The following is a 23,641-nucleotide window of genomic DNA, read 5'->3' as shown; positions in this document are numbered from 1 at the left end:
GGCATCAGGATTGCGGCGGTTCGCGATATTCGACGTAGGCGCGGCCGCGCACTTCCTGGGCCCAGGTTTCGTAGGCCTCTTCCATGCGCTTCTCGCGCAGCACGGCACGCGCGGCGTCGCGCTGCTCGGTCTGCGACAGCTTGGCCTCGCGGCGCGCCTCGACCTGGATCAGGTGCACGCCGAAGCGCGACACCACCGGGTCGCTGACCTGGCTCGGCGCCAGCCGGTTCATCGCGTCCTCGAACTCCGGCACGAACATGCCCGGGCGCGACCAGCCCAGGTCGCCGCCGTCCTTGGCGCTGCCGTCCTGCGAGTTGTCGCGTGCCAGGCCGGCGAAGGTGGCCGTGCCGCCCTCGATGCGCTTCTTGAAGCCGGTCAGCTCGGCCACTGCCTGGGCGGTGGTGCGCTTGTCGTCCACCCGCAGCAGGATGTGGCGCACCCGGCTTTGCGTGACGGTGGTGGCGGCCTCCCCCGGCTTGGACTTGGACAGCAGCTTCAACACATGGAAGCCGGCGCCCGAGCGCACCGGGCCGGCAATGCCGCCCACCGCGGTGTCCTTGAGGGCATCGACGAAAAGGGGCGGATAGCGGTCGGCGCTGCGCACGCCCAAGGCACCGCCGTTGAGGCGGTCGGGCGCGTCGGAACTTTCACGCACCAGCGTCGCGAAATCCTCGCCGCCACGCGCGCGCTGGGCGATGCCATCGGCCTTGCGCTGCAGCTCGGCCACCTTGGCCGGCGGGGCGTCTTCGGGGACGGTGACCAGCACATGGGCGATGTTGATTTCCAGCGAAGCCTTGTCGGCGGCGTTGGGGCTCTCGCGCTGATCGCGCAGGTACTGGTCGACTTCCAGGTCGGAGATCTTCACCCGCGGCTCCACCTCGCGTTCGCGCAGGCGTGCCAGCGTGATCTGGGTGCGCAGGTCCTGCCGATAGGCGTCCGGGGCAACGCCCTCGGCCGCCAGGCGGCGACGCAGCTCGGTCACCGTCATCTGGTTCTGCCGCGCCACCCCTTCCTCGGCCTGATCCACCTGCAGTTCGTCGACCTTGATGCCGACCTCCTTGGCCTGCTGCAGCTGCGCCTTCTCGGTGATGATGCGCTCCAGTGCCATGCTGTTGAGTTGCGGGCGAGGAATGCGCGAGACCTCGGTGCCGCCCTGGCGCAGCGCGCGCTGCACGCGCATCTGCACCTCGGTGTTGGTCACCGGCTCGGAATTGACCAGTGCCACGATGTATTCGGCGATGCGTTGCCCGCTTGGCGTGGTGTTGGGGACGGGCGTCGGGGCCGGCGCCGCACTCGGCGGCGCCACCGGCGGCGGGCCGGCACGCATGATGTCGGTGATGCCGCGCGGCGGGGAAGCCGCACGGATGCCTTGCGCCTGCGCGCTGCCGGCCGCGGCCAGGGCCGCCAGGCAGAGCGCGCTGAGAGAAATTCGAATGTGGCTCATGGCGGGCCTTGCAAGGTGGTTCAGTCGTATTGGGTGAATCGGCTCGGGGATTCGATCCGTTGCCGCAGCGGCTGGTAGCGCTGGATGTTCGTCTGCAGGCTGCGCAGCGGGCTGGTGCCCACCGCGGCAAAGCCCACGAACTCCAGCTGGAACATCAGCCGCGTGTTGGCGGTGGCCAGGCCGGTGGTCAGGCGCTCGAGCACGATGCGGCCGATCCAGCAGCACGCATCGTATTCCAGTCCGATGATGCCGTCGGTCAGCTTATTGTCGACCATGCTGTAGTTCATGCGTCCTACGGCGTACCAGCGGCCCCCGCCCTGGCCCCGGCCTGGGCCCAGGTCCTGGCCCTTGTCGCCCCACAGGTCGTTCAGGGGCCATTGCCAGGCAATGTCGATGGACTTGCTGCCGTCAGCGGCCGCGGGCGTGGAGTCGGCCTGGTAGCGGTAGGCGGCGGCAATCGAGCGGTAGGGCCCCGGCTGATAGCGCGCGCCCAGGGTGATGCGGTTGGAGCGCTGGGTGTCGGGGTTGTACTGCACGGTGCCGTCCATGCTCCATTGCGGCGTCCAGTTGATGGAGCCGCCCAGCAGGATGTCGCTGAAGCGGTCGGTCACCGGCGCCTGGCCGGGCAAGGTGACCAGCTGGTCCTTGAAGCGAATGCGCTGGGCAATGCCCACACGCGCCGCCTCGGCGCCGGTGTCCGGGTCGATCAGGCGCGAGGTCACGCCCACCGTGGCCATGTTGTTGTCGGCGATCCGGTCGTTGCCCGAGAACACGTTCTCGGTATAGATGGTCGCGAAGTTGAAGTCGTTCTGCGCCGTGTCGTAGATCGGCAGCTGGTTCTGGTCCTTGAACGGCGTGTAGGTGTAGAAGGCGCGCGGCTCCAGGGTCTGGGTGAAGGCGCGCCCGAAGAAACTGGCGTCGCGCTCGAAGATCAGGCCCGAGTCCAGGCTGAAGGTGGGCAGCACCCGGTTCGCGCTGGCGCGGCCGAAATAGTCCGTATCGAACTGGTAGGTGGTGCCGTTGAGCATCAGCTTCGGAATGACGAAGGTGCCCGGGGTCAGGAAGGGCCGGCTCAGCGCGCCCACCGCGAACATGCGCTCGCCGTTCGGCTGGTCGGGCCGGCCGGGGTAGAGCAGGCGCTGCAGCACCGGATCGCCGTGAAAGCGCGTGTAGTCGGCGTCGAAGGTGAAGTCGAAGCCGCCCGCCAGATCGAACTTGGTGTAGTTGGCGGTGAGCTGCGGCAGCCGGTCGTACGGCGGAACGATGATCGAATCAGAGGCCTGCAGCGTCTGGTAGGACAGCGCGCGCACCTTGCCGCTGAAGTCGCCCTTGGCCCAGTTCAGCGTGGCGTCGGAAGCCAGCAGGCGCTGCGTCAGCGAGGGCGTGCGGTTGAAGTCGCTCCAGTATTCGTCGTCGCTGACCCGGTTGATGTTCAAGCCGCCCGAGAGGAAGTCCAGCCCCAGGCTCTTGGCGTCGAAGGTCTGCGAGTGGCGCGTCCAGATGCCCCAGCGGTCGGTGTCGCGCAGGTTGTCATTGGGCATGTAATCGACGCGCGCCTCGCCGCTGTAGCCCTCTTCGAGATAGCGGAACTCGGTGCCCAGGTTGACGCCGCGCTTGCTCATGATCGTCGGGACCAGGGTCAGGTCGCGGTTGGGCGCAATGTTCCAGTAGTAGGGCAGGGTCATCTCCAGCCCGTTGGTGTTGTCCAGGCCGATGATCGGCGGCAGCAGGCCGCTCTTGCGCGCGCTCGACAGCGGAAAGCTCAGCTTGGGAAAGGGCGGCGTCGAAAAACCCATGAAGGTGAGCTGCGCGTCGGTGGCGACGCCGACGTCTTCCTCCTTGTCGGTGTGGATCGAAGCCGCCGACAGCACCCAGTCCGGCGTCCAGCCGGGGAAGTCCTCGCGCCGGCAGGTGGTGTAGCTGGCATTGCGCGCCACCGAGACGTTCTCGTCGATGAAGTCGATTCGCGAGGCTTCGCCATGGCCGCCGGTGGCCAGGAACTGGTAGCGCACGCGCTCGAAGAAGCCCTCGAAGGTCTCCAGCCTCAGTTGCAGCGCCGGGCCTTCGTAGACGTTGCCGGCCTGGTTGATGCGCACGTTGCCGGTGGCCTTGGCGGTGTCGGTCGGCTGGTCGTATTCGAGGCGGTCGGCATTGATCACGGTGTCGCCCTTGCGCAGCGACGCATGGCCTTCGATCACGGTCTCGAGATCGGGCCGGCCGGTGATCTTGTCGCCGCCGATGAAGCTGGGCAGCTCGCTGCCGCGCGGCAAGACCTCGGGCAGCTGCGGCGTGCGCCGCAACTGCAGCGGCGCGGACAGGGGATCAGGCGCTGCGCTCTGGGCCTCCTGGGCCATGGCGATTTGCGCGTGCAGCAGGGCGATCGAGAGCAACGCCAGCGGCAGGGGCGGGCGGCACCGACGCCGAGTGGCACGGGTCAATTCAAGCATCGGCGGGAGAAGGTACTTCTGGTGAGCGATGGGACGAAGGGCGCGGCACTCGCTGCCGGCAGCCTGGCGCGTGGGCCAACTGCCTGCCGCGCAGCGGCCGCTGTCAGGGCGGATTTGTAGAATCGATTATCCATGACAGCACCTTCGACACCGGGCCCGCTTGCCGCCGCGCCCGTCCTCTGGAACGACGCGCGGCGCGAGCAGGCGTTCGCGGCCTGGCTGGCACGCGTGTCCGCAAGCCACGGGCTGCTGCCCGGCACCGTCCGCCTGGCCTCGGCCGACGCCAGCTTCAGGCGCTATTTCCGCGTCGACGCCAGCGGCGAGACCGCCGCCACCCGCATCGTGATGGATGCGCCGCCCGACAAGGAGAACAGCGCGCCTTTCGTCCAGGTGGCCCAGCTGATGGCACAAGCGGGCGTGCGCGCGCCGCGGGTGCTGGACTGGGACGAGGCCCAGGGCTTCCTGCTCTTGGACGACCTGGGCCACCAGACCATGCTCGACGTGATCGATCCGGGCCAGCCCGAAGCTGCCCGTCCGCTGTACGAGCAGGCCATCGACGCCCTGGTGCACTGGCAGCTGTCTTCCAGGCCCGGCGTGCTGCCGCCCTATGACGAGGCCCTGCTGCGGCGCGAGCTGACGCTCTTTCCCGACTGGTACGTGGCCAAGCACCGCGGCATCGCGCTGGAAGGCACGCTGGCCGAGACGCTGGCGCGCAGCTTCGAGCTGATCGTCAAGAGCAACCTGGCCGCGCCCAGCGTCTACGTGCATCGCGACTTCATGCCGCGCAACCTGATGGTGGAGCCGGCCAGCGGCGCGCTCGGCGTGCTCGACTTCCAGGACGCGGTGTACGGCCCCATCACCTACGACATCGCCAGCCTGATGCGAGACGCCTTCCTCAGCTGGGACGAAGAGTTCGTGATCGACGTCACCGTGCGCTACTGGGAGAAGGCGCGCAAGGCCGACCTGCCGGTTCATGAAGACTTTGGCGACTTCTACCGCGCGGTGGAATGGATGGGCCTGCAGCGCCACCTGAAAGTGGCCGGCATTTTTGCCCGCCTGACCCTGCGCGACGGCAAGCCGCGCTACCTGGCGGACACGCCGCGCTTCATCGGCTACATCCGCGCCACCGCCGGCCGCTACCGCGAGCTGACCCCGCTGCTGCGCCTGGTCGACCAGATCGAGGGCATCCAGGCCGCCAGCGGCTACGCCTTCGGCCGCGTCTAGCCGTCGCAGCAAGCACGCACACGAATGCCCCGCTTTCATTGCCCCGGTGCGCTGCAGACCGGCACCACGCTGATGCTGCCGGCCGGGGCCGCGCGCCACGTGCAGGTGCTGCGGCTGCAGCCGGGCGATGCCATCACCCTGTTCAACGGCGAGGGCGGCGAGTACGCGGCCAGCGTCGAGCGCATGGGCCGCAGCGACGTCAGCGTGACGGTCGGAGAACATGCGGCCTTGGAGCGCGAAGCCCCGCGCGCGGTGCACCTGGCGCTGGGCATGCCGGCCAACGAGCGCATGGACTGGCTGGTCGAAAAGGCCACCGAACTCGGCGTGGCGAGCATCCAGCCGCTGGTCACCGCGCATGGCGTGCTGCGCCTGTCGGGCGAGCGCGCCGAGAAAAAGCGCGCGCACTGGGAAGCCATTGCCAGTGCCGCCTGCGAGCAATGCGGGCGCAACCGCGTGCCGACGGTGCATCCGGTGCAGGGCTTCTCGAAATGGCTCGAGCAGGAGGCGTCTGGCGCACGGCGCCTGGTGCTGAGCCTGGCCGAGGGCACGCGCGGCATCGCGGGCCTCGCTGCCGCGCTGCCGGCCGAGCAGGAGGTGCTAGTGCTCAGCGGCCCGGAAGGCGGCCTCAGCCGCGATGAAGACCAGCAGGCGCGCGCCGCCGGCTTTGCCGCCGTCACCTTGGGCGCACGCGTGCTGCGCGCCGAAACCGCGGCGCTCGCGGCGCTGGTGCTGCTCGCCGGCGAAGCCACCGGCGCGGCGTGACATGCGCGTGACGGCGCGCGCGGAATCCATTTCTCACGGCGCCCAAGGGCAGTCTCCTGCACAATGCGCGCCTCTGTCACCTGTCTGGGGGTTCATCATGGGATTGCTTGATTCGGTTCTGGGCCAAGTCCTTGGCGGCGCGCAACAACAGCAACAACCCGGCGGCGCGGGTGGCGGCCTGGAGGGCCTCGGCGCCTTGGCCGGCCTGGGCGGCCTCGATGCGCTGCTGGGTGGAAGTGGTGGCGGCGGTGCAGGCGGCGTCAATGCAGGCGGCAGCCTGGCTGGCGCACTGGGCGGCTTGCTGGCCAACGACGGCCAGATGGGCGGCCTGGGCGGGCTGGTCTCCAAGTTCGAGCAGGCTGGCATGGGCGACGTGATCGGCTCCTGGGTGGGCAATGGCGCCAACCAGCAGATCTCGCCAGACCAGGTGCAAGGCGCGCTCGGCAACGACGCGATTTCCGGCATGGCGTCCAAGCTGGGCATCAATGCGCAGACCTTGCTGCCCCTCTTGGCCAGCGTGCTGCCGCTCTTGATCAACCAGCTGACGCCGCAAGGCAAGGTGCCCGAGCAGGGCCTGGGCAATCAGCAGGACCTGATGGCCTCGCTGGGTGGCCTGCTGGGCCGCGGCTGACGCGGCGCGCCGGCCTGCATGAATCGCCACCTGTGGCTGCTCACGGTTTGCCAGGGCCTGTTCCTGACGAACAACGTCGCCTTCATCGCCATCAACGGGCTGGTGGGGCTGGCCTTGGCGCCGCAAGCCTGGATGGCGACCTTGCCGGTGATGAGCTACGTGGTGGGCGGTGCGCTGTCCACCGGCGTGGTGGCGCGCACGCAGCGGCGCTTTGGCCGGCGCATTTCCTTTCAGATCGGGTTGGCGGTGGCCTTCGCGTCGGCGCTGGCCTGTGCCGCGGCGGCGATGTACCAGGCCTTCTGGCTGCTGTGCGCGGCCACCGTGGTGGCGGGCTACTACAACGCCAACGCCACCCTCTACCGCTTCGCAGCGGCTGAACTGGCCGCGCCCGCTTGGCGCGAGAAGGCCGTCTCGCTGGTGATGGCGGGCGGCCTCATCGGCGCGGTGGCCGGTCCGAACCTGGCGTCCTTCACCCGCCAATGGCTCAGCGTGCCCTTTGCCGGCGCCTACGTGGCACTGGCCGGCGTCGCGCTGCTGGCGGCGCTGCTCATGAACTTCATCCGCTTTCCGGCGCCGCCCGCGGCACATGACGGCAAGGGAGGAAGGCCGCTTTCCGAGATCGCGCGACAGCCGGTCTTCATCGTGGCAGCGATGGCAGGCGCGCTGGGCTTCGGCGTGATGAACCTGCTGATGGCCGCCACGCCGCTGGCCATGCAGGTGTGCGGCCTGCCCTTCGAGGACACCGCGCTGGTGCTCGAGTGGCATGTGATCGGCATGTTCGCGCCCGGCTTCTTCACCGGGCATTTGATCCGCCGCTTCGGCGTGCTGCCGGTGATGGCGGTGGGGCTGTTGCTCAACTTCGGCTGCATCGCGGTGGCGCTGTCGGGCGTGGACTTGCACCGCTTCCTGATCGCGCTGTTCCTGCTCGGCGTGGGCTGGAACTTCCTGTTCACCGGCAGCACCACCTTGTCGCTCTCGGCCTATACGCCGCAAGAGCGGCACCGGGCGCAGGGCTTTCTCAACTTCTGCATCTTTGCCACCCTGGCCGTCAGCTCGCTCGCTTCGGGCGTGCTGGTCACGACCCAGGGCTGGCAGTGGCTGAACCTGGGCTCGCTGCTGCCGGTGACGCTCACCGGACTGGGCCTTCTGTGGCTGGCGCGGGTACGGCGCCTCGCGCCCAAGACCGCCTGATCCGCTCAGGCGAGGGCAGCCGCCCGCCGGGTGTCGAATCCGAAGCGCTCCACCAGCCACTGCTCGAGCGCCTCGAACACCACCTCTGCCTCCCGTTCGTTGAACAGCTCGTGGAAGTGCCGCTCGAAAGCCAGCGCCTGCACCTGTCCGCTTGGCGCCGCGGCGGCGGCAAAGGCCCGGCTGCCTTCGGGCCGGACCAGCCGGTCTGCGCCGGCATACAGCAGCAGGGTCGGCACCTTCCAATGCGGCGCGGCGGCCATGACCTGCGCGCCTTCATCGGCCAGGAAGCGCGCCAGGCGCGCGCCGATGCGGTCGTGGTTGAGCGGATCACCCAGGTAGGCCGGCGCCACGACTGGATCGTGCGACAGGTCGTTCGCGTTCACGCCATTGCCCACCCGCAATCCGGGCGCCAGGCGTGACAGCAGCGCGATCAGGCGCTTCTGGCCGGCGCTGAGCGTCGGCTCGAGCGCCGGCGAGGACAGCACCAGCGCATCCACCGGCCGCACGCCACGCGCCACGAAGCTGGCGGCCACCAGCCCGCCCATGCTGTGCCCCAGCAGCACCAGCGGCAGGCCGGGGTAGGCAGCGCGCGCCTCGTCGGTCAGCAGCGCCAGGTCATCGAGCAGGCGCAGCGGATGCGGCAGGCCGCCGCGCGGCCCGCTGGATTCGCCATGACCGAAATGGTCGTGGGCGCGCACCGCAAAGCCCAGCGCGTTGAGCCGCTGCGCCACATGCGCATAGCGCCCGGCGTGTTCGCCCAGCCCGTGGGTGATGTGCACCAGGGCCCGCGGCTGGCCCGCCATGGCCAGCCATTCGCGCACCGCCAGGGTCTGGCCGTCGGCCGTGCGCAGGATCTTCTTGCCGCTCACGCGGCCGCGGCCTGCTGCTGGGTAGCACGCTCCACCGGCAGCGCGGCAATCACTTCCGCCACGGCGGCGGTGAGCTTCTTGGCGTAGGGCACGTGCAGGAACTCGTTGGGGCCGTGCGCGTTGCTCTTGGGGCCGAGCACGCCGCAGACCATCATCTGCGCCGTGGGAAAGCCTTCGCTCAGCATGTTCATCAGCGGGATGGTGCCGCCCTGGCCGATATAGCCGCAGGGCGCGCCGAAATGCGCCTGCGAGGCCGCGTTGAGCGCGCGCTCGAACCAGGGCACCATGCCTGGCGCGTTCCAGCCGGTGGCGCCGCCGTTCGACTCGAAAGTCACCTTGGCCTGGTAGGGCGCGTTGTCTTCCAGCAGGGTCTTGAGTTCATCGACTGCCTTGGCCGCATCGATCAGCGGCGGCAGCCGCAGCGAGAGCTTGAAGGCGGTGTAGGGTCGCAGCACGTTGCCTGCGTCCTTCAGCGCCGGAAAGCCCTCGGCGCCGGTCACGCTCAGGGTCGGCTTCCAGGTGCGGTTGAGCAGGGCCTCGACCGGATCGGTCGTCACCGGCAGGGCGAAACTGGTGGCGCCGCCGCAGTCGTAGTGGGCCCAAGGGAAGCGCTTGTAGACCTCTTCGCCCAGGATGGCCGCCGTGGCCCTGGCCTGCGCCACGCGCTCGGCCGGCACTTCGCAGTGAAAGCTTTGCGGCAGCAGGCGTCCGGTCTTGCTGTCTTCCAGGCGATCCAGCACCTGGCGCATGATGCGAAAGCTCGAGGGCACCAGGCCCGAGGCGTCGCCCGAATGCACGCCCTCGGTCAGCACCTCGACCTTGAGCGTGCCGCTGGCCATGCCGCGCAGCGAGGTGGTGAGCCACAGCTGGTCGTAGTTGCCGGCGCCCGAATCCAGGCAGATCACCAGGCCCACCTCGCCCAGGCGGTCGCGCAGCGCGTTCACGTAGGGCAGCAGGTCGTAGGAGCCCGATTCCTCGCAGGTTTCGATCAGGCCGACGATGCGCGGATGGGCCGCGCCTTGCGCCTTCAGCGCCTGGATCGCCGCCGTGCTGGCATACACCGCATAGCCGTCGTCGGCGCCGCCGCGGCCATAGAGCAGTCCGTTTTCATACTTGGGCGTCCAGGGTCCGAGGTCGTTGCGCCAGCCGGTGAATTCGGGCTGCTTGTCCAGGTGGCCGTACATCAGCACGGTTTCCTGCATGTCGGTGCCGGTGGCCGGCACTTCGAAGAACAGTACCGGGGTGCGGCCTTCCAGGCGCACGATCTCCAGCTTGAGTCCTTGCACCTTCTGCTGCTCGACCCAGCTGGCGGCGTTGCGCAGCACGGTTTCCAGATAGCCATGCGCCTGCCAGTCCTTGTCGAAACCGGGCGACTTGGCCGGGATGGCGATGTAGTCGGTCAGTTGCTTGACGATGTCGCCGTCCCATTGGCGGCTGACATCGGACAGGGCGCGTTCGGCGTTCAGGAAACCCGCCGGCATTTCGCGGTGCAGGGGTGCGTTCATCGTGAGTTCTCCGCGTGAGAGGCAAAAGCCGCATTTTGCGCCTGCGGGCCAGCCCGCGTAGAGTGCGCCGGAAAGCGAAACCAAAGGCACAAACCGTGAGCAAATCAGGCATTCACGTCGGCGTGGGCGGCTGGACCTTCGAGCCCTGGCGCGACAACTTCTACCCCAAGGGCCTGGCGCATGCGCGCGAGCTGAGCTACGCCAGCCGACACCTGAGCGCGATCGAGATCAACGGCACCTACTACAGCGGCTTCAAGCCGGAGCACTTTCGCAAATGGGCCGGCGAAGCGCCCGAAGGCTTCGTCTTTTCCATGAAGGCCACGCGCTTTGCCACCAACCGCAAGCTGCTGGCCACGGCGGGCGATTCGATCAAGCGCTTCATCGACAGCGGGCCCACCGAGATGGGCGACCGGCTCGGCCCCATCGTCTGGCAGTTCATGCCAACCAAGAAGTTCGATCCGGAGGACTTCGAAGCCTTTCTGGCGCTGTTGCCGGCCAAGGAAGGCAGCCACGTGCTGCGCCACGTGATGGACGTGCGGCACGAGAGCTTCATCACGCCGGCCTACCAGGCGCTGGCAAAGAAGTACGGCGTGTCGACGGTCTTCACCGACTCCGACAAGTACCCCTCCTTCGAGGAACCCGACGGCCCCGTGGCCTATGCACGACTGATGATGGCGCAGGCCGACCAGCCGGCCGGCTATGCGCCCAAGGCGCTGGACGACTGGGCCGTGCGCGCCAAAGGCTGGTCCGCCAAGCGCGACACCTTCGTCTACTTCATCAACGGCGCAAAAGAAAAGGCACCGGCAGCGGCCGGTGCCTTGCTCGAGCGGCTGGGCTGGAAGCCAGCGCCCGATTGAGCGAGGCGCGCACTGCGGCGCGCCTCATGCCCCACGTCAAGCAGCTGCTTGCAGCGTGGGCGCAGAAGCCGGCTTGCTCGCCGACTTGTCGGCCGAGGCGCCGACGCTGATTTCGCCGGACAGCTGGCCGCCTTCTTCGATCACCACCTTGCCGTAGCGGATCTTGCCGCTGACCTTGCCGGTGGCATGGATCACCAGTCTCTCGCGCACGGTGAGGTTGCCCTCGAAGATGCCGCGGATCTCCGCGATATCGATGCCGGCCGAGCCCTTGAAGGCGCCGGTTTCGGCGATCTGCATCACGCGCGAATCCATGGTGGCCTCGACCAGGCCTTCCACCACCAAGGTGTCGCAATCGGTGATCTCGACGCCCTTGAGCTTGATGTTCGGGCCGACGGTGAGCTTGGCGCCGCCGCCTTCCTTGGCCGCCGCATTCGCGGCTGCATTGCTGACCGAGGCGGGGATGGCGGAACTGCTGCTGCCGACGGGCGTTCCGGAGAGATTGGTACCGGAGCCCATCAGCGGCGCGGGACGAGAGGTGAGCGGTTCGGGATCGCGATCGCGCTTACCGAAGAAGGGGGACTGTGATGCCAATGTGAACTCCTGAAAACGCGCATCGTAGGAGCGCATCCATCCCCCGCCCGACTTCATTACGCAAGAGACGTAACCAAATAAGGCCGGGACGTCAGGGAGCGAATACCAAGGCACTCATGTCTTCGGGTCTTCCCATACGACGCGGCCTTGCGTGGCGTCCTGGATCCGGCGCACGAGCGCGTCGCTGCGATCGGCCGGCAGGCTGAACGCCAATCGCACCAGCGTCTCGTGCCGCACGTCTCCCAGCGAAGCGCCCGCGGCGGCAAGTTCGCGCCGCACCGCGCCTTCAGCGTCATAGGGCACCGAACAGCACAGCGTGCTTTGCGCCACCCGCGGCTGCAACGGCGCGTCGATCAGGGCCTGCGCCACCGCATCGGTGTAGGCGCGCACCAGCCCGCCGGCGCCCAGCTTGACGCCGCCGAAGTAGCGCACCACGGTGGCCAGCACGCCCTCCAGTTGCTGATGCCGCAACACTTCCAGCATGGGCCGGCCGGCGGTGCCGCCGGGCTCGCCATCATCGTTGGCCGCCGATTGGCCGCCCGCCATGAAGGCCCAGCAGACATGCGCGGCCGCCGGATGCTGCGCGCGCAGCGCCTCCACCACCTGCTGCGCCGCCGCGCGGTCGGCCACCGGCCGCACGCAGCCTATGAAGCGGCTCTTCTTGATCAAGAGCTCGCTGTGAACCGGTTGAGCCAGGGTGAAGGCCATGTCCTCAGGCCCGCGCACGAAGGCGCGGCTTGCTTCAGCTGCCGTTGCGCTCGAACTTGAAGACGGCCGTGCCCGCGCGCGCATTGGGCAGCCAGCGCACTTCACGCTCGCCCTGCAGGCCGAAGGCATCGAGCACGCGCAGCCGGTTCTTGTGCGCCAGCACCTCGAAATCCTTGAAGGTGCCCACGCGAATGTTGGGCGTGTCATACCACTGGTAGGGCAGGCGGCGCGTCACCGGCATGCGGCCGCGCGCAATGCTGATGCGGTTGGGCCAGTGCGCGAAGTTGGGGAAGGCGACGATGCCGATGCGGCCCACGCGCACGGTCTCGCGCAGCATCACTTCGGCATTGCGCAGGTGCTGCAGGGTGTCGATCTGCAGCACGACGTCGAAGGAGGCGTCCTGGAACAGGGACAGGCCTTCGTCCAGGTTGAGCTGGATGACGTCGACCCCGCGGCGGATGCACTTGAGCACATTGCCGTCGGCGATCTCCACGCCATAGCCGGTGCAGCCGCGCTCGCGCTGCAGCAGGTCGAGCAGCGCGCCGTCGCCGCAGCCCAGGTCGAGCACGCGCGCGCCTTGCGGGACCAGCTGCGCGATCAGGCGCTGGGTGCTCTCGTCGCTCATTGAAGATCCTCCGCGGCGATCCGCTCGAAGTAGGAGCGCACCACGCCGGTGTAGCGCACGTCATCGAGCAGGAAGGCATCGTGCCCATGCGGTGCGTCGATCTCGGCGTAGCTGACGTTGAAGCGGTTGTCCAGGAGCGCGTTCACGATCTCGCGGCTGCGCTGAGGCGAGAAGCGCCAGTCGGTTGTGAAGCTCACCAGGAGGAACTTGGCCTTGGCCACCCGCAGGGCGGCAGTCAGGTCGCCGCCGTGCCCGCGCGCCGGATCGAAGTAGTCGAGCGCGCGGGTGATCAGGAGATAGGTGTTGGCGTCGAAGTACTCGCTGAACTTGTCGCCCTGGTAGCGCAGGTAGCTCTCGATCTGGAACTCGATCTCCTGCGTCGAGTAGCGGTAGGCCGCGCCGACGGCGGCGTCGCGCAGCGAGCGGCCGAACTTCTCGTTCATCACGTCGTCGCTCAGGTAGGTGATGTGGCCGATCATGCGGGCGATGCGCAGGCCCCGCTTGGGCACCAGGCCGTGCTCATAGAAGTGTCCGCCGTGAAAGTCGGGGTCGGTCACGATGGCGCGCCGCGCCACCTCGTTGAAGGCGATGTTCTCGGCCGTGAGGTTGGGCGCGCTGGCCACCACCACCGCGTGGCGCACGCGCTCGGGATATTGCAGCGTCCACGACAGCGCCTGCATGCCGCCCAGGCTGCCGCCCATCACCGCGGCAAGCTGCTCGATGCCCAGCGCATCGAGCAGACGCGCCTGGGCATCGACCCAGTCTTCCACCGTGACGACCGGAAAATCGGCGCCCCAGACGCGTCCGGTCTCGGGGTTCACGTGCATCGGACCGGTCGAGCCGAAGCAAGAGCCCAGGTTGTTGACGCCGATCACGAAGAAGCGGTCGGTGTCCACCGGCTTGCCCGGGCCGATCATGTTGTCCCACCAGCCTTCGGACTTGGGCTGCCCGGCATACACCCCCGCCACGTGGTGCGAGGCATTGAGGGCATGGCAGACCAGTACCGCGTTGCTGCGCTGGGCATTGAGCGTGCCGTAGGTCTCGTAGGCAAGCGAGTAGCCGGCGATCGATGCGCCGCTGCGCAGGGCCAGCGGCTGCGCAAAGGACATCGACTGCGGCGTGACTTCGAAAGAAGGCATGGAAGAAAAAGAAAAACCCGGCCTCGCCAAAAACGAGCCGGGTCGGGCATCCGTCTTTAGCTGTACTTGTAAAGCGCCCGCAAGCTGGAGCAAATCGGCGCGGGGCGAGTATAGCCCCGCCTTTTTCAGCCGACGATCATGAGCACACCGAGCACCACGAAGATGGCGGCCGAGGCGCCATGCACCCAGCGGATCGGCACGCGCCGCATGATCCGCTCGCCCAGGAAGACCACCGGCGCGTTGGCCAGCATCATGCCCAGGGTGGTGCCGACGACCACCCAGACGTAGTCCTGCACGAAGCGCGCGGCCAGCATCACGGTGGCAATCTGGGTCTTGTCGCCCATCTCGGCCAGGAAGAAGGCCAGCACGGTGGTGCCGAAGACGCCGAACTTGCCACGGGCCGCGCCGTCCTCCTCGTCGAGCTTGTCAGGCACCAGCATCCAGAGGGCCATCGCAATGAAGGAGCCGCCCAGGATCCAGCGCAGTGCCGTGGGGCCGATCCAGTGGGTGACAAAGCTGCCGACCGCGCCAGCCAGCGCATGGTTGACGATGGTGGCGACAAAAATGCCGGCGACGATAGGCCAGGCCTTGCCGCGATAGCGCGAGGCAAGGACGAGCGCGAGAAGTTGGGTCTTGTCGCCCATCTCGGCCAGGGTGACGATGCCGGTGGCGACGAAAAATGCCTGCATGCGAGAGTAATCCTGGGCCGAAGGACACGATTGACCATGCAGCCCTTCGGCCATATTCCCGAAGCTGCATAGTCAATGGTCTCGCCAGGTGGAACACTGCGCGCGCCATGTCCTGCTGGGGGCAGGAGCAAGTCTGTTGACGCGGGCCCTTCTCTCAACTTTCGCAAGTCGGAAGGCGGCTACTCCCCAATGACAGTCGCAAATTGTAGCAGGCGCTGATACGGGGCCTCAGGCGTTGTAAGCAAGTACAAACTTTTTCTTTTTTAGTACATGGCCTGATCCAAACGTCAATTTTCCGCTTGCAATTTCGATAAATCACCCATAATGCGCGAGCCCACCCCCTGATTTCCGGCGGGGAAGGGGAATCGGTGATCGGACAGTTTCGCGAGGCTTGCATAGCGAGTCACGCTCTCGGGACTCCATCGCTTTTATTGATGTGTTTATAGGAGTCCCTTGATGGGCAACAAACTGTACGTCGGCAACCTGCCTTACTCGGTGCGTGACGGTGACCTAGAACAAGCCTTCGGCCAATTCGGTTCCGTGACCAGCGCAAAGGTCATGATGGAGCGCGACACTGGCCGCTCGAAGGGCTTCGGCTTCGTGGAAATGGGCAGCGACGCGGAAGCGCAAGCTGCCATCAACGGCATGAACGGCCAGCCGCTGGGTGGCCGCAGCGTCGTCGTGAACGAAGCACGTCCCATGGAAGCGCGCCCGCCCCGTAGCGGTGGCTTCGGTGGTGGCGGTGGTGGCGGCGGCTACGGTGGTGGCGGCGGCGGCTACGGCGGCGGTGGCGGTGGCCGCAGCGGTGGTGGCGGCGGCTACGGCGGTGGTGGTGGCGGCTACGGTGGTGGCGGCCGCAGCGGCGGCGGCGGTGGCGATGGCGGCTTCCGCAGCCCGTACGGCGCTGGCCCACGCGGCGGTAGCGGCGGCCGTGGCGGCTTCGGCGGCGGCAGTGGCGGCAACAGCGGCTACTGATCTGCTCACCCCCTAAGAAAGAAAAGGCTCCCTCGGGAGCCTTTTTTGTTTCCTTTTTCTATTGCTCGCCGCGACGCTTCTTGCGTCCGCGCCCCTGCACGGCGCGGTCGTAAAGCGTGTCGGGCAAGAGGCGCAGCACCTTGGCCACCACGCCCATCTGCCAGGGAATGACCCGGTAGCTGCGGCCGGCCTCGATGACGCGGTAGGCGCGTTCGGCAAATTCGGAGGGCTGCAGCAAAAAAGGCATGCCATAGCGGTTGCCCTGGGTCAGCGGCGTGTCGACATAGCCCGGGCAGACCGTGACCACCTTGACACCGCTCGCTCGCAGTTCGCAGCGCAGGCTTTCGCAAAAGCTGACCACACCCGCCTTGCTGGCGCAGTAGGCCCCGTGCCCCGGCAGCCCGCGGATGGCGGCCACGCTGCCGATGCCCACCAGCCGCCCGCCGCCGCGCTCGCGCATCGGCGCGACGAAAGGGTGGAAGGTGGCGGCCAAGCCGAGGTTGTTGATGGCAAAAGTCTGCGCCATCACACCGAGGTCGTCGCGCTGGGCCGTGTCCATTCCGACGCTGATGCCGGCATTGGCGATCACCACGTCCGGCAGACCCTGGCGCGCGATACAGCTTTGGCCGGCGGCCACGATGCTGTCGACCTGCGCCACGTCGGCGCCGTAGATCTGCAGGCGGCCGCGATCGATGCCCTGTTCCAAGGCCCATGCTTCGATCTCGGACGTGCGGCGGGCGCTCAAGGCCAGGCGGTAGCCGGCGCGGTAGTAGCGCGCCGCCAGTGCCTGGCCGATGCCGCTGGAGGCGCCGGTGATGAAGACCAGCGGGGCTTGCGTACCGCTCATGGCTTCCTGCCGCCGGCCGGCGTCGGCGGCGGCTGGATCACGCCGCGCACGCGGCCCTTCAGGTTGGCCACGCCGGATATCTTGTCGTAGTCCATGGAGTCCGCGGTGAAGCGGTCATCGCCGCGCGTCAGTTCGACCGGCTTGTTGGAGCTGACGCGCTCGGCGTCGGTGAAGGCATGCAGGAACTCGCCGCGAAACTCCAGCCGCGGAATCGACTCGCCATCGGCCCCGCGCGCCGCTTCGCGCACCACGATGGCATTGCCGAACAGCTGGATCTCGCTGGCATCGCCGTTGGACAAGCCGCGATTGGCGGAAGCCCGCGTCACCAGGCCCTGGGGCGAGACGGTGCGCACCCGCACGTCGTCGACTTCCAGCGTGTCGGTGTCCGGATAGTGCCGTCCCTCCTTGCCGCGCAGCTCACTACGCAGCTCGCCGTCGGCGAAGAAGCGCTTGACCACGAAGCCACGCATGAAATAGTCGGGGTCGTGCGTGACCACGGCCGGCGCGCGCGGTTCCATCAGCTTGGGCGCATTGCGCACCAGCCAGTAGGTGCCCATCGCGAGCGCCGCGGTCAGGATGATCGGCAAGTAGATCGTGACGCGATCGAGGCCGATGCGCAGCCATTGCAGGGTGCGACTCAAGCCGAGGGCCCCCGGGCGGCGTCGAGCATGCGCTGGTAGTGGCCGCCGGCCGTCAACAGCAGATCGCAGAACTCGCGCGCCGCGCCTTCGCCGCCGCGCGCGCTGGTGACGTGATGCGCCAGCGCGCGCACTTCCACATGCGCGTTGGGCGGCGCCACCGCCAGGGCAACGCGCGAAAGCACCGGCAGATCGGGCCAGTCGTCACCGACGGCCGCAGCCTGTGCCCACGCAAAACCCAGCTGCGCCAGCAGCGCCTGGGCGGCGGGCAGCTTGTCCTCGGTGCCGTAGCGCACATGCTCCAGGCCCAGGGCCTCGAGGCGCACGCGCAGCGGCTTGGAATCGCGACCGGTGATCACCACCGGCGTGATGCCCGCGCGCCGCAACAGCTTGAGGCCGTAGCCATCCAGGATGGAAAAGCGCTTGAGGGTCTCGCCGTGCTCGCTGAAATAGACGCCGCCATCGGTGAGCACGCCGTCGACATCGAAGAAGGCCACGCGCACGTCCTGCGCCATCAGCAGGGTCTCGGGCTTGAAGCTTTGCACCGCCATCAAATGACCTTCGCGCGCATCAGGTCGTTGGTGTTGAGCGCGCCGACGATCTTGTCCTCAGCGTCCACCACGAACAGGCGCGTGATGCCATGCTGCTCCATCAGCTCGGCCGCTTCCACCGCCAGGGCGTCGACGCGGATGGTGCGCAGGCCGCGGTGCATCACGTCCTGCGCGCGGGCGGTGCGAAGGTCGACCCCGCCTTCGACCAGGCGGCGCAGGTCGCCGTCGGTGAAGATGCCGGCGGCGCGCCCGTCGGGCTCGAGCACGGCGGCCGCGCCGAAGCCGCCGGTGCTCATGGCGCGCATCAGCTCGCTCACATTGGCCTGCGGCGTGGCGCGCGGCACCTGGTCACCGCCGCGCATGACGTCGCTGACATGGGTGAGCAGCTTGCGCCCCAGCGCGCCGCCCGGGTGCGAGCGCGCGAAGTCCTCGGTACCGAAGCCGCGTGCGTCAAGCAGGGCAACCGCCAGCGCGTCGCCCAGCGCCATTTGCGCGGTGGTGCTGGCAGTGGGCGCCAGGTTGAGCGGGCAGGCCTCTTTCTCGACACTGCTGTCGAGCACCACGTCGGCGTGCCGGGCCAGGGTCGAGTCGGTGCGGCCGGTCATGGCAATGAGCGGCACGCCCTGGCGCTTGACCACCGGCAGGATGGTGGTGAGTTCCTCGACCTCGCCGCTGTTGGAAATGGCCAGCACCAGGTCGACCGCCTTGATCATGCCGAGGTCGCCGTGGCTGGCTTCGGCCGGGTGCACGAACATGGCCGGCGTGCCGGTCGAGGCCAGCGTGGCGGCGATCTTGCGGCCCACGTGGCCGCTCTTGCCCATGCCCATCACGACCACGCGGCCGCGCACGTGCAGGATTCTTCGCACCGCCTCGACAAAGCTGGCGCCCACGCGCTCCTTCAGGCCCAGCACGGCCTGCGCCTCGATGTCGAAGGTCACGCGGGCGCGTTGCAGCATCGCATCGGGTTCGAAGGCCGGGGTGGAGTCGGGCGTAGGGGTGCTCATCGCCTGGATTTTAGGCGCCCGCCGGGATTGCGCCCGGCCGGCGCGGCCGCCTGATTCATGCGGAGCAACAGCCCGATTCGTCGAATTGGTCGACTAGGATCAGCCCATGTCCTCCTTCGACCTCACGCTGTTGTACCTGCTGGCTGCAGTCATCGGCGTGGTGGCCTGCCGCTCCCTGAAGCTGCCGCCCATGCTGGGCTACCTGATGGCGGGCATTCTGATCGGCCCGCATGCGTTCGCGCTGGCGCAGGACGTGGAGGCGATCCGCCACCTGGGCGAGTTCGGCGTGGTCTTTCTCATGTTCGTGATCGGGCTGGAGTTCAGCCTGCCCAAGCTGCGCGCCATGCGCAAGCATGTGTTCGGCCTGGGCCTCCTGCAGGTGGCGCTGACCATCGTGATCGCCACCGCCGGCACGCTGCTGCTGGCCCGGCTGCTGCCGCCGCACTGGCGCTTTTCCTGGCAGACGGCGCTGGCCCTGTCGGGCGCACTGGCCATGAGCAGCACGGCAGTGGTGGTGAAGCTGATGGCAGAGCGGCTCGAGCTGGAAAGCGAGCACGGCAAGCGGGTGATGGGTGTGCTGCTGTTCCAGGATCTGGCCGTGGTGCCGCTGCTGGTGCTGATTCCGGCCCTGGGCGCGCCGCCCGAGATGCTGCTCAAGGCGCTCGCATTCGCCCTGCTGAAGGCAAGCTTCCTGGTGGGGCTGCTGCTGTACGGCGGGCCGCGCGTGATGCGCTGGTGGCTCACCTTGGTGGCGCGCCGGCGCAGCGAAGAGCTGTTCATGCTCAACCTGCTCTTGATCACGCTGGGCCTGGCCTGGCTGACCGAGCTGGCCGGGCTGAGCCTGGCACTGGGCGCCTTCATCGCCGGCATGCTGGTGTCGGAGACCGAGTTCAAGCACCAGGTGGAAACCGACATCCGGCCTTTCCATGACGTGCTGCTGGGTCTGTTCTTCATCACCATCGGCATGTCGCTGGACTGGCATGTCGTGGTCGAGCGCTGGCGCCTGGTGGGCGTGCTGCTGATCCTGCCGCTGGCCTTCAAGCTCGGTCTGGTGACCCTGCTGGCGCGTGGCCTGGGCGCCACCACGGGCGTCTCGCTGCGCACCGGCCTGTACCTGGCGCAGGCCGGCGAGTTCGGCTTCGTGCTGTTGAACCTGGCGGGACAGCGCGACCTGACGCCGCCCTGGCTAATCAATCCGGTGTTGGCCTCAATGGTGCTGTCGATGCTGGCCACGCCCTTCATCATCCTGTACAGCAACGCCATCGTGCGCAAGCTGGTGGCCAGCGACTGGCTGCAGCAGTCGCTGCAGATGACCACCATCGCGCGCCAGACCATCAACACGGCGCAGCACGTGATCATCTGCGGCTATGGGCGCTGCGGGCAGAACCTGGCGCGCATCCTGGAGCGCGAAGGCATTCCCTACATGGCGCTGGACCTGGATCCGGACCGGGTGCGGCAAGCCGCTGCCGCCGGCGACTCGGTGGTGTTCGGCGACGCCGCGCGGCTGCAGGCGTTGATGGCCGCCGGCCTGGCGCGCGCCAGCGCGGTGGTGGTGACCTACCTGGACGTGCCCGGCGCCCTCAAGGTGCTGGCCAACACGCGCGCCCATGCGCCGCAGGTGCCGGTGATCGTGCGCACGCAGGACGACCGCGACCTGGAAAAGCTGCAGGCGGCCGGCGCCGCCGAAGTGGTGCCCGAGGCGATCGAGGGCTCCCTGATGCTGGCCAGCCATGCGCTGGCGCTGGTGGGTGTGCCGATGCGCCGCGTGATCCGTGTGGTGCAGGACCAGCGCGACGCGCGCTACGACCTGCTGCGCGGCTATTTCCACGGTGCCGATGACGACCATGCCGACGAAGTCGATCACGAGCGCTTCAACAGCTTCACCCTGACGCCGAACGCGCGCGCAGTGGGCTGCAGCGTCGCCGAGTTGGGGCTCGAGGCGCTGGGCGTGCGCGTCGCCAGCTTGCGCCGTCGCAATGGCCAGCGCTGCGAGCTGGCGGGGGACACCGTGCTCGCCGATGGCGACACGCTGGTGCTGTCGGGCAAGCCCGCCGCGCTGGCGGTGGCCATCAACCAGTTGCAGCAGGGCTGAAGCGGCGCGGGCCCTAGTTGGCCAGCGTCGGATTGCGCTTTTCTTCCTCGAGGCGTTGCTGGCGCCGCACCGCCTCGCACTGCGCGTGGCCAGTCACGTCGGGGCGGGCGCACTGCGCCGCCATGCACTGGGCCTTGGCGATGAAGTTGAGATTGCCGCACGTTTCCTGCGGCGAAGGCACACGCACCGGCGCCGGGACGGGCGCCGCGGGCAGAGCGATTTCAACAGCGGGGGCGGCGGCCGGCACGAGCTGCTTCTTGACCGGCGCCTTGCGCGGCTTGGCCGCGGCAGGCAGCATCGGCTCGGAGGGCGTCGGCGCGAGTTCGATCTTTTCGGCGATCACGGCCGGCGGCACCGCGCTCGGTGGCGCCTGCGCGACGGGCGGCGGCAGGACGGGTGCCAGGGTCGGCGCGGGCGCCGCAGTCCCCGGCCCGGCTTGGGCGGCCGGCGCCGGCTCGGCAATCTCGGGGCTTCTGTTACGGTGGCCCCACCAGGCGGCCGCCAGCACCAGCAGCGCAACCAGCAAGCCCAGCGCCGCGATCCAGCGGCCATTGCCGATCTGGGGACGCAGCGGCGCGGGCGCCGGAGGCAGTTCATCGACAGCCCACGATGGCATGCGCGACTTGGCGGCGGGGGCGGTGGGGGCGGCAGGGGCTGCCACTGCGGTCCCAGCGCCCAGCAACAGGGCAGCTTCGCCGCCTCCACCCAAGGCGGCGGCGGCCGCCGGCTGCGGCCAGGCCTGCGCGATCTTGCGTCCGCAGCCCTTGCAGAATTTGGCCGCGTCGCGATTTTCGGCGCTGCAGACGCCGCACAACACCGTCATGCGCGCAGGCTCCTCAAGTGACCGCAACCCGCTTGGGCTTGTTCACCATGCGCTTGGCAATCACTGCGCCCAGGGCCAGCGTCATTTCCAATGCGAGCGCGGGCTGGCGATTGGCCATTTCCGAAAAGCGGATGGACGTCATGCGCCAGAGCTTGGCCGGCGCGGTGGCGATCACATTGGCCGAACGCGGCAGGCGCGAAAAGAATGCGCCTTCGCCGACCACCGAGCCGGCATTGAGAATGGCCAATTGCATTTGTCCGGAGGTACCGATCACATGCACGCTGAGCGCGCCACTTTCAATGAAATAGACGGTGCGATCCTGCGATCCCTGGTCGATCAGGATCTGCCCGGGCGGCAGGTCCATCGGCTGCAAATAGGTGGCCAGCATCTCCCATTGCTGGGCGCTCAGAGCAGGGGCAAACGCGTCATAGCTGGTGTTCTGCGATATCGCGCGGCACAGATCTTGGATCGTGGAGGACATATCGAGGAATTCCTTGCGTGACCCGCCAGTATGAGCGATCCAAAACTTGTTCGCACATAAATGCAACAAATGTAACCAAGATGTGCTACTTACCGATGCAAAAGCGCGAGAAGATGACGCCCAGCAAGTCGTCGGCGCCGAATTCGCCGGTGATTTCATTGAGCGCCATTTGCGCCAATCGCAGCTCTTCGGCCAGCAGATCGAGCATTTGATCTTGCGCGGCCAGGTGCTGCACGGCCAGCGCCAGATGCTCGCCAACCCGCGCCAGCGCCTGCACGTGGCGGGCCCGGGCGAGATAAACGCCCTCTGGCACGGCCTGCCAGCCGGCCAACTCCAACAGACGCTCGCGCAGGTTCTCGAGACCCAGGCCCTGCTTGGCCGACAGGGCAATGCCGGGGCGCCCATCGCTTCCCAATCGCGCTGCCGGCACAGCGTCACTCTTGTTCCAGATATGCAACACCGGCACGCTGACCGCCAGCTTGGCGGCGATCGACTCCAGGATGGCGGCGTCGCCGGCGGCGTAATCCGGCGCATCGGCCCGGGTCAAGTCGTGCAGGAACAGGATGGCGTCGGCACTCTCGATCTGGCCCCAGGCGCGGGCAATGCCGATCTGCTCCACCTCGTCGCTGCTGTCGCGCAGGCCGGCCGTGTCGGCCACGTGCACTGGCACGCCGTGGATCTGGATCGTCTGCGCCACCACGTCGCGCGTGGTGCCGGGCACGCTGCTGACGATGGCCAGTTCGGCCCCGGCGAGCGCATTGAGCAGCGAACTCTTGCCTGCATTGGGCTGCCCGGCGATCACCACCTTGATGCCTTCGCGCAACAGCGCGCCCTGGCGCGCGCGCCGCTGCACCGCCGCCAGCTGCCGCTGAAGTGCCGTCAACTGGCCTTTGGCGTCGGCTTTTTGCAGGAAATCGATCTCTTCTTCGGGAAAATCCAGAGTCGCTTCCACCAGCATGCGCAGGTGGATCAGCGCGTCGCGCACGGCATGGATCTCGCGCGAGAACTCGCCCGATAGCGAGCGGCTGGCACTGCGCGCCGCGGCCTCCGTGCTGGCGTCGATCAGGTCGGCGATGGCCTCGGCCTGCGCCAAGTCCATCTTGCCGTTGAGGAAGGCACGCTGGCTGAACTCGCCCGGCTGGGCCACGCGCAAGCCGGGCAGCCGCGGCGCGTCAGTGACCTGATCGCGTTCGGCTGCCGCCTCCAGGCAGCGCGCGAGCAGCAGTTGCAGCACCACCGGGCCGCCGTGGGCCTGCAGTTCCAGCACGTCTTCGCCGGTGAAGGAATTGGGCGCCGGAAAACGGATGGCCAAGCCGCGGTCCACCGCGCCGCCCTGCGCATCCAGGAAGGGCAGGTAGTGGGCTTCGCGCGGGCGCAAGGCCCGGCCGCACAGCGCCAGCACCAGCGGCGACAGGTTGGCGCCGGACACGCGCACGATGCCCACCGCGCCGCGCCCGGGCGCGGTGGCGATGGCGACGATCGGGTCGGTGGTGCGGGCAAGCATGGTGGTGAAGGATTCTTCCAGCAAAAAGGGCCGCTTTCGCGGCC

The 23,641-nt window shown here is 68.1% G+C and carries 23 protein-coding genes and 1 riboswitch; of the genes, 7 read left to right on the top strand and 16 right to left on the bottom strand.

The window, feature by feature from the left end:
* Window positions 1-4: 4 nt before the first annotated feature.
* Together ACIPRI_RS06775 and ACIPRI_RS06770 are read right to left on the bottom strand one after the other, a co-directional pair.
* Window positions 5-1,444, bottom strand: coding sequence for a peptidylprolyl isomerase (locus tag ACIPRI_RS06775; RefSeq protein ID WP_446620653.1), 1,440 nt, complete (start codon window positions 1,442-1,444; stop codon window positions 5-7).
* Between the two features lie 20 nt (window positions 1,445-1,464).
* The gene (locus ACIPRI_RS06770; protein ID WP_446620652.1) at window positions 1,465-3,891 is read right to left on the bottom strand and encodes an LPS-assembly protein LptD; all 2,427 of its coding nucleotides are present in this window, start codon (window positions 3,889-3,891) and stop codon (window positions 1,465-1,467) included.
* A gap of 132 nt (window positions 3,892-4,023) precedes the next feature.
* Here ACIPRI_RS06770 and ACIPRI_RS06765 point away from each other — a divergent pair, with 132 nt between their 5' ends.
* The 4 genes from ACIPRI_RS06765 (at window position 4,024) to ACIPRI_RS06750 (ending at window position 7,699) form a co-directional block, all read left to right on the top strand.
* Window positions 4,024-5,115, top strand: coding sequence for an aminoglycoside phosphotransferase family protein (locus ACIPRI_RS06765; RefSeq protein WP_446620651.1), 1,092 nt, complete (start codon window positions 4,024-4,026; stop codon window positions 5,113-5,115).
* A gap of 24 nt (window positions 5,116-5,139) precedes the next feature.
* Window positions 5,140-5,877, top strand: coding sequence for a 16S rRNA (uracil(1498)-N(3))-methyltransferase (locus ACIPRI_RS06760; RefSeq protein ID WP_446620650.1), 738 nt, complete (start codon window positions 5,140-5,142; stop codon window positions 5,875-5,877).
* Between the two features lie 97 nt (window positions 5,878-5,974).
* Complete coding sequence (locus tag ACIPRI_RS06755; RefSeq protein WP_446620649.1) at window positions 5,975-6,508, top strand: YidB family protein; 534 nt, start codon at window positions 5,975-5,977, stop codon at window positions 6,506-6,508.
* A gap of 18 nt (window positions 6,509-6,526) precedes the next feature.
* Window positions 6,527-7,699 (top strand): MFS transporter, encoded by a 1,173-nt coding sequence (locus ACIPRI_RS06750; protein WP_446620648.1) that lies wholly within the window; start codon window positions 6,527-6,529, stop codon window positions 7,697-7,699.
* Between the two features lie 5 nt (window positions 7,700-7,704).
* On the opposite strand, the gene ACIPRI_RS06745 is transcribed toward ACIPRI_RS06750, so the two are convergent.
* Both ACIPRI_RS06745 and ACIPRI_RS06740 read right to left on the bottom strand, forming a co-directional pair.
* Window positions 7,705-8,568 carry an alpha/beta hydrolase gene (locus ACIPRI_RS06745; protein WP_446620647.1) on the bottom strand — a complete coding sequence of 288 codons (864 nt, stop codon included), beginning with the start codon at window positions 8,566-8,568 and terminating at the stop codon, window positions 7,705-7,707.
* Window positions 8,565-10,073, bottom strand: coding sequence for a M20 family metallopeptidase (locus ACIPRI_RS06740; RefSeq protein ID WP_446620646.1), 1,509 nt, complete (start codon window positions 10,071-10,073; stop codon window positions 8,565-8,567). The genes ACIPRI_RS06745 and ACIPRI_RS06740 overlap by 4 nt, the downstream gene beginning before the upstream one ends.
* 95 nt (window positions 10,074-10,168) lie before the next feature.
* On the opposite strand from ACIPRI_RS06740, the gene ACIPRI_RS06735 reads away from it, so the two are divergent.
* Window positions 10,169-10,930, top strand: coding sequence for a DUF72 domain-containing protein (locus tag ACIPRI_RS06735; protein ID WP_446620645.1), 762 nt, complete (start codon window positions 10,169-10,171; stop codon window positions 10,928-10,930).
* 36 nt (window positions 10,931-10,966) lie between these two features.
* Here ACIPRI_RS06735 and ACIPRI_RS06730 read toward each other — a convergent pair whose 3' ends face one another.
* The 5 genes from ACIPRI_RS06730 to ACIPRI_RS06710 form a co-directional block, all read right to left on the bottom strand.
* A complete protein-coding gene (locus ACIPRI_RS06730) occupies window positions 10,967-11,521 on the bottom strand; it encodes a bactofilin family protein (RefSeq protein ID WP_446620644.1) in 555 nt (184 codons plus the stop codon).
* A gap of 114 nt (window positions 11,522-11,635) precedes the next feature.
* Window positions 11,636-12,229 carry an IMPACT family protein gene (locus ACIPRI_RS06725; protein ID WP_446621063.1) on the bottom strand — a complete coding sequence of 198 codons (594 nt, stop codon included), beginning with the start codon at window positions 12,227-12,229 and terminating at the stop codon, window positions 11,636-11,638.
* Between the two features lie 34 nt (window positions 12,230-12,263).
* Window positions 12,264-12,854 carry a methionine biosynthesis protein MetW gene (gene metW / locus ACIPRI_RS06720; RefSeq protein ID WP_446620643.1) on the bottom strand — a complete coding sequence of 197 codons (591 nt, stop codon included), beginning with the start codon at window positions 12,852-12,854 and terminating at the stop codon, window positions 12,264-12,266.
* Window positions 12,851-13,993 (bottom strand): homoserine O-succinyltransferase MetX, encoded by a 1,143-nt coding sequence (gene metX, locus ACIPRI_RS06715; protein ID WP_446620642.1) that lies wholly within the window; start codon window positions 13,991-13,993, stop codon window positions 12,851-12,853. Before metX ends, metW begins: the two co-directional genes overlap by 4 nt.
* A gap of 125 nt (window positions 13,994-14,118) precedes the next feature.
* Complete coding sequence (locus tag ACIPRI_RS06710) at window positions 14,119-14,682, bottom strand: TMEM165/GDT1 family protein (protein ID WP_446620641.1); 564 nt, start codon at window positions 14,680-14,682, stop codon at window positions 14,119-14,121.
* A 4-nt stretch (window positions 14,683-14,686) separates the two neighbouring features.
* Window positions 14,687-14,882, bottom strand: a riboswitch (yybP-ykoY riboswitch).
* A 256-nt stretch (window positions 14,883-15,138) separates the two neighbouring features.
* Here ACIPRI_RS06710 and ACIPRI_RS06705 point away from each other — a divergent pair.
* Window positions 15,139-15,657, top strand: a complete 519-nt coding sequence (locus ACIPRI_RS06705) for an RNA recognition motif domain-containing protein (protein WP_446620640.1) — start codon at window positions 15,139-15,141, stop codon at window positions 15,655-15,657.
* A gap of 58 nt (window positions 15,658-15,715) precedes the next feature.
* On the opposite strand, the gene ACIPRI_RS06700 is transcribed toward ACIPRI_RS06705, so the two are convergent.
* From ACIPRI_RS06700 to ACIPRI_RS06685, 4 genes are read right to left on the bottom strand one after another with little or no spacing between them, the layout of a single operon-like run.
* A complete protein-coding gene (locus tag ACIPRI_RS06700; protein WP_446620639.1) occupies window positions 15,716-16,504 on the bottom strand; it encodes an SDR family oxidoreductase in 789 nt (262 codons plus the stop codon).
* Window positions 16,501-17,145, bottom strand: coding sequence for an LPS export ABC transporter periplasmic protein LptC (lptC, locus tag ACIPRI_RS06695; RefSeq protein ID WP_446620638.1), 645 nt, complete (start codon window positions 17,143-17,145; stop codon window positions 16,501-16,503). The genes ACIPRI_RS06700 and lptC overlap by 4 nt, the downstream gene beginning before the upstream one ends.
* The gene (locus ACIPRI_RS06690) at window positions 17,142-17,693 is read right to left on the bottom strand and encodes a KdsC family phosphatase (protein ID WP_446620637.1); all 552 of its coding nucleotides are present in this window, start codon (window positions 17,691-17,693) and stop codon (window positions 17,142-17,144) included. The genes lptC and ACIPRI_RS06690 overlap by 4 nt, the downstream gene beginning before the upstream one ends.
* On the bottom strand, window positions 17,693-18,697 hold the full coding sequence (locus ACIPRI_RS06685; RefSeq protein WP_446620636.1) for a KpsF/GutQ family sugar-phosphate isomerase: 1,005 nt from the start codon (window positions 18,695-18,697) through the stop codon (window positions 17,693-17,695). The genes ACIPRI_RS06690 and ACIPRI_RS06685 overlap by 1 nt, the downstream gene beginning before the upstream one ends.
* Window positions 18,698-18,803: 106 nt before the next feature.
* Here ACIPRI_RS06685 and ACIPRI_RS06680 point away from each other — a divergent pair, with 106 nt between their 5' ends.
* Window positions 18,804-20,789 carry a monovalent cation:proton antiporter-2 (CPA2) family protein gene (locus ACIPRI_RS06680; RefSeq protein ID WP_446620635.1) on the top strand — a complete coding sequence of 662 codons (1,986 nt, stop codon included), beginning with the start codon at window positions 18,804-18,806 and terminating at the stop codon, window positions 20,787-20,789.
* Between the two features lie 13 nt (window positions 20,790-20,802).
* Here ACIPRI_RS06680 and ACIPRI_RS06675 read toward each other — a convergent pair whose 3' ends face one another.
* The 3 genes from ACIPRI_RS06675 to mnmE all read right to left on the bottom strand — a co-directional run bounded on the left by ACIPRI_RS06675 (window position 20,803) and on the right by mnmE (window position 23,597).
* On the bottom strand, window positions 20,803-21,612 hold the full coding sequence (locus tag ACIPRI_RS06675) for a hypothetical protein (protein WP_446620634.1): 810 nt from the start codon (window positions 21,610-21,612) through the stop codon (window positions 20,803-20,805).
* 13 nt (window positions 21,613-21,625) lie between these two features.
* Complete coding sequence (locus ACIPRI_RS06670; protein ID WP_446620633.1) at window positions 21,626-22,093, bottom strand: Crp/Fnr family transcriptional regulator; 468 nt, start codon at window positions 22,091-22,093, stop codon at window positions 21,626-21,628.
* Between the two features lie 85 nt (window positions 22,094-22,178).
* Window positions 22,179-23,597 (bottom strand): tRNA uridine-5-carboxymethylaminomethyl(34) synthesis GTPase MnmE, encoded by a 1,419-nt coding sequence (mnmE, locus tag ACIPRI_RS06665; protein ID WP_446620632.1) that lies wholly within the window; start codon window positions 23,595-23,597, stop codon window positions 22,179-22,181.
* Window positions 23,598-23,641: the final 44 nt, after the last annotated feature.

Source organism: Variovorax sp. LARHSF232 (assembly GCF_052871435.1).
Note: the sequence above shows the minus strand (reverse complement) of the source record. Positions and strands in the feature narration are given on the sequence as shown.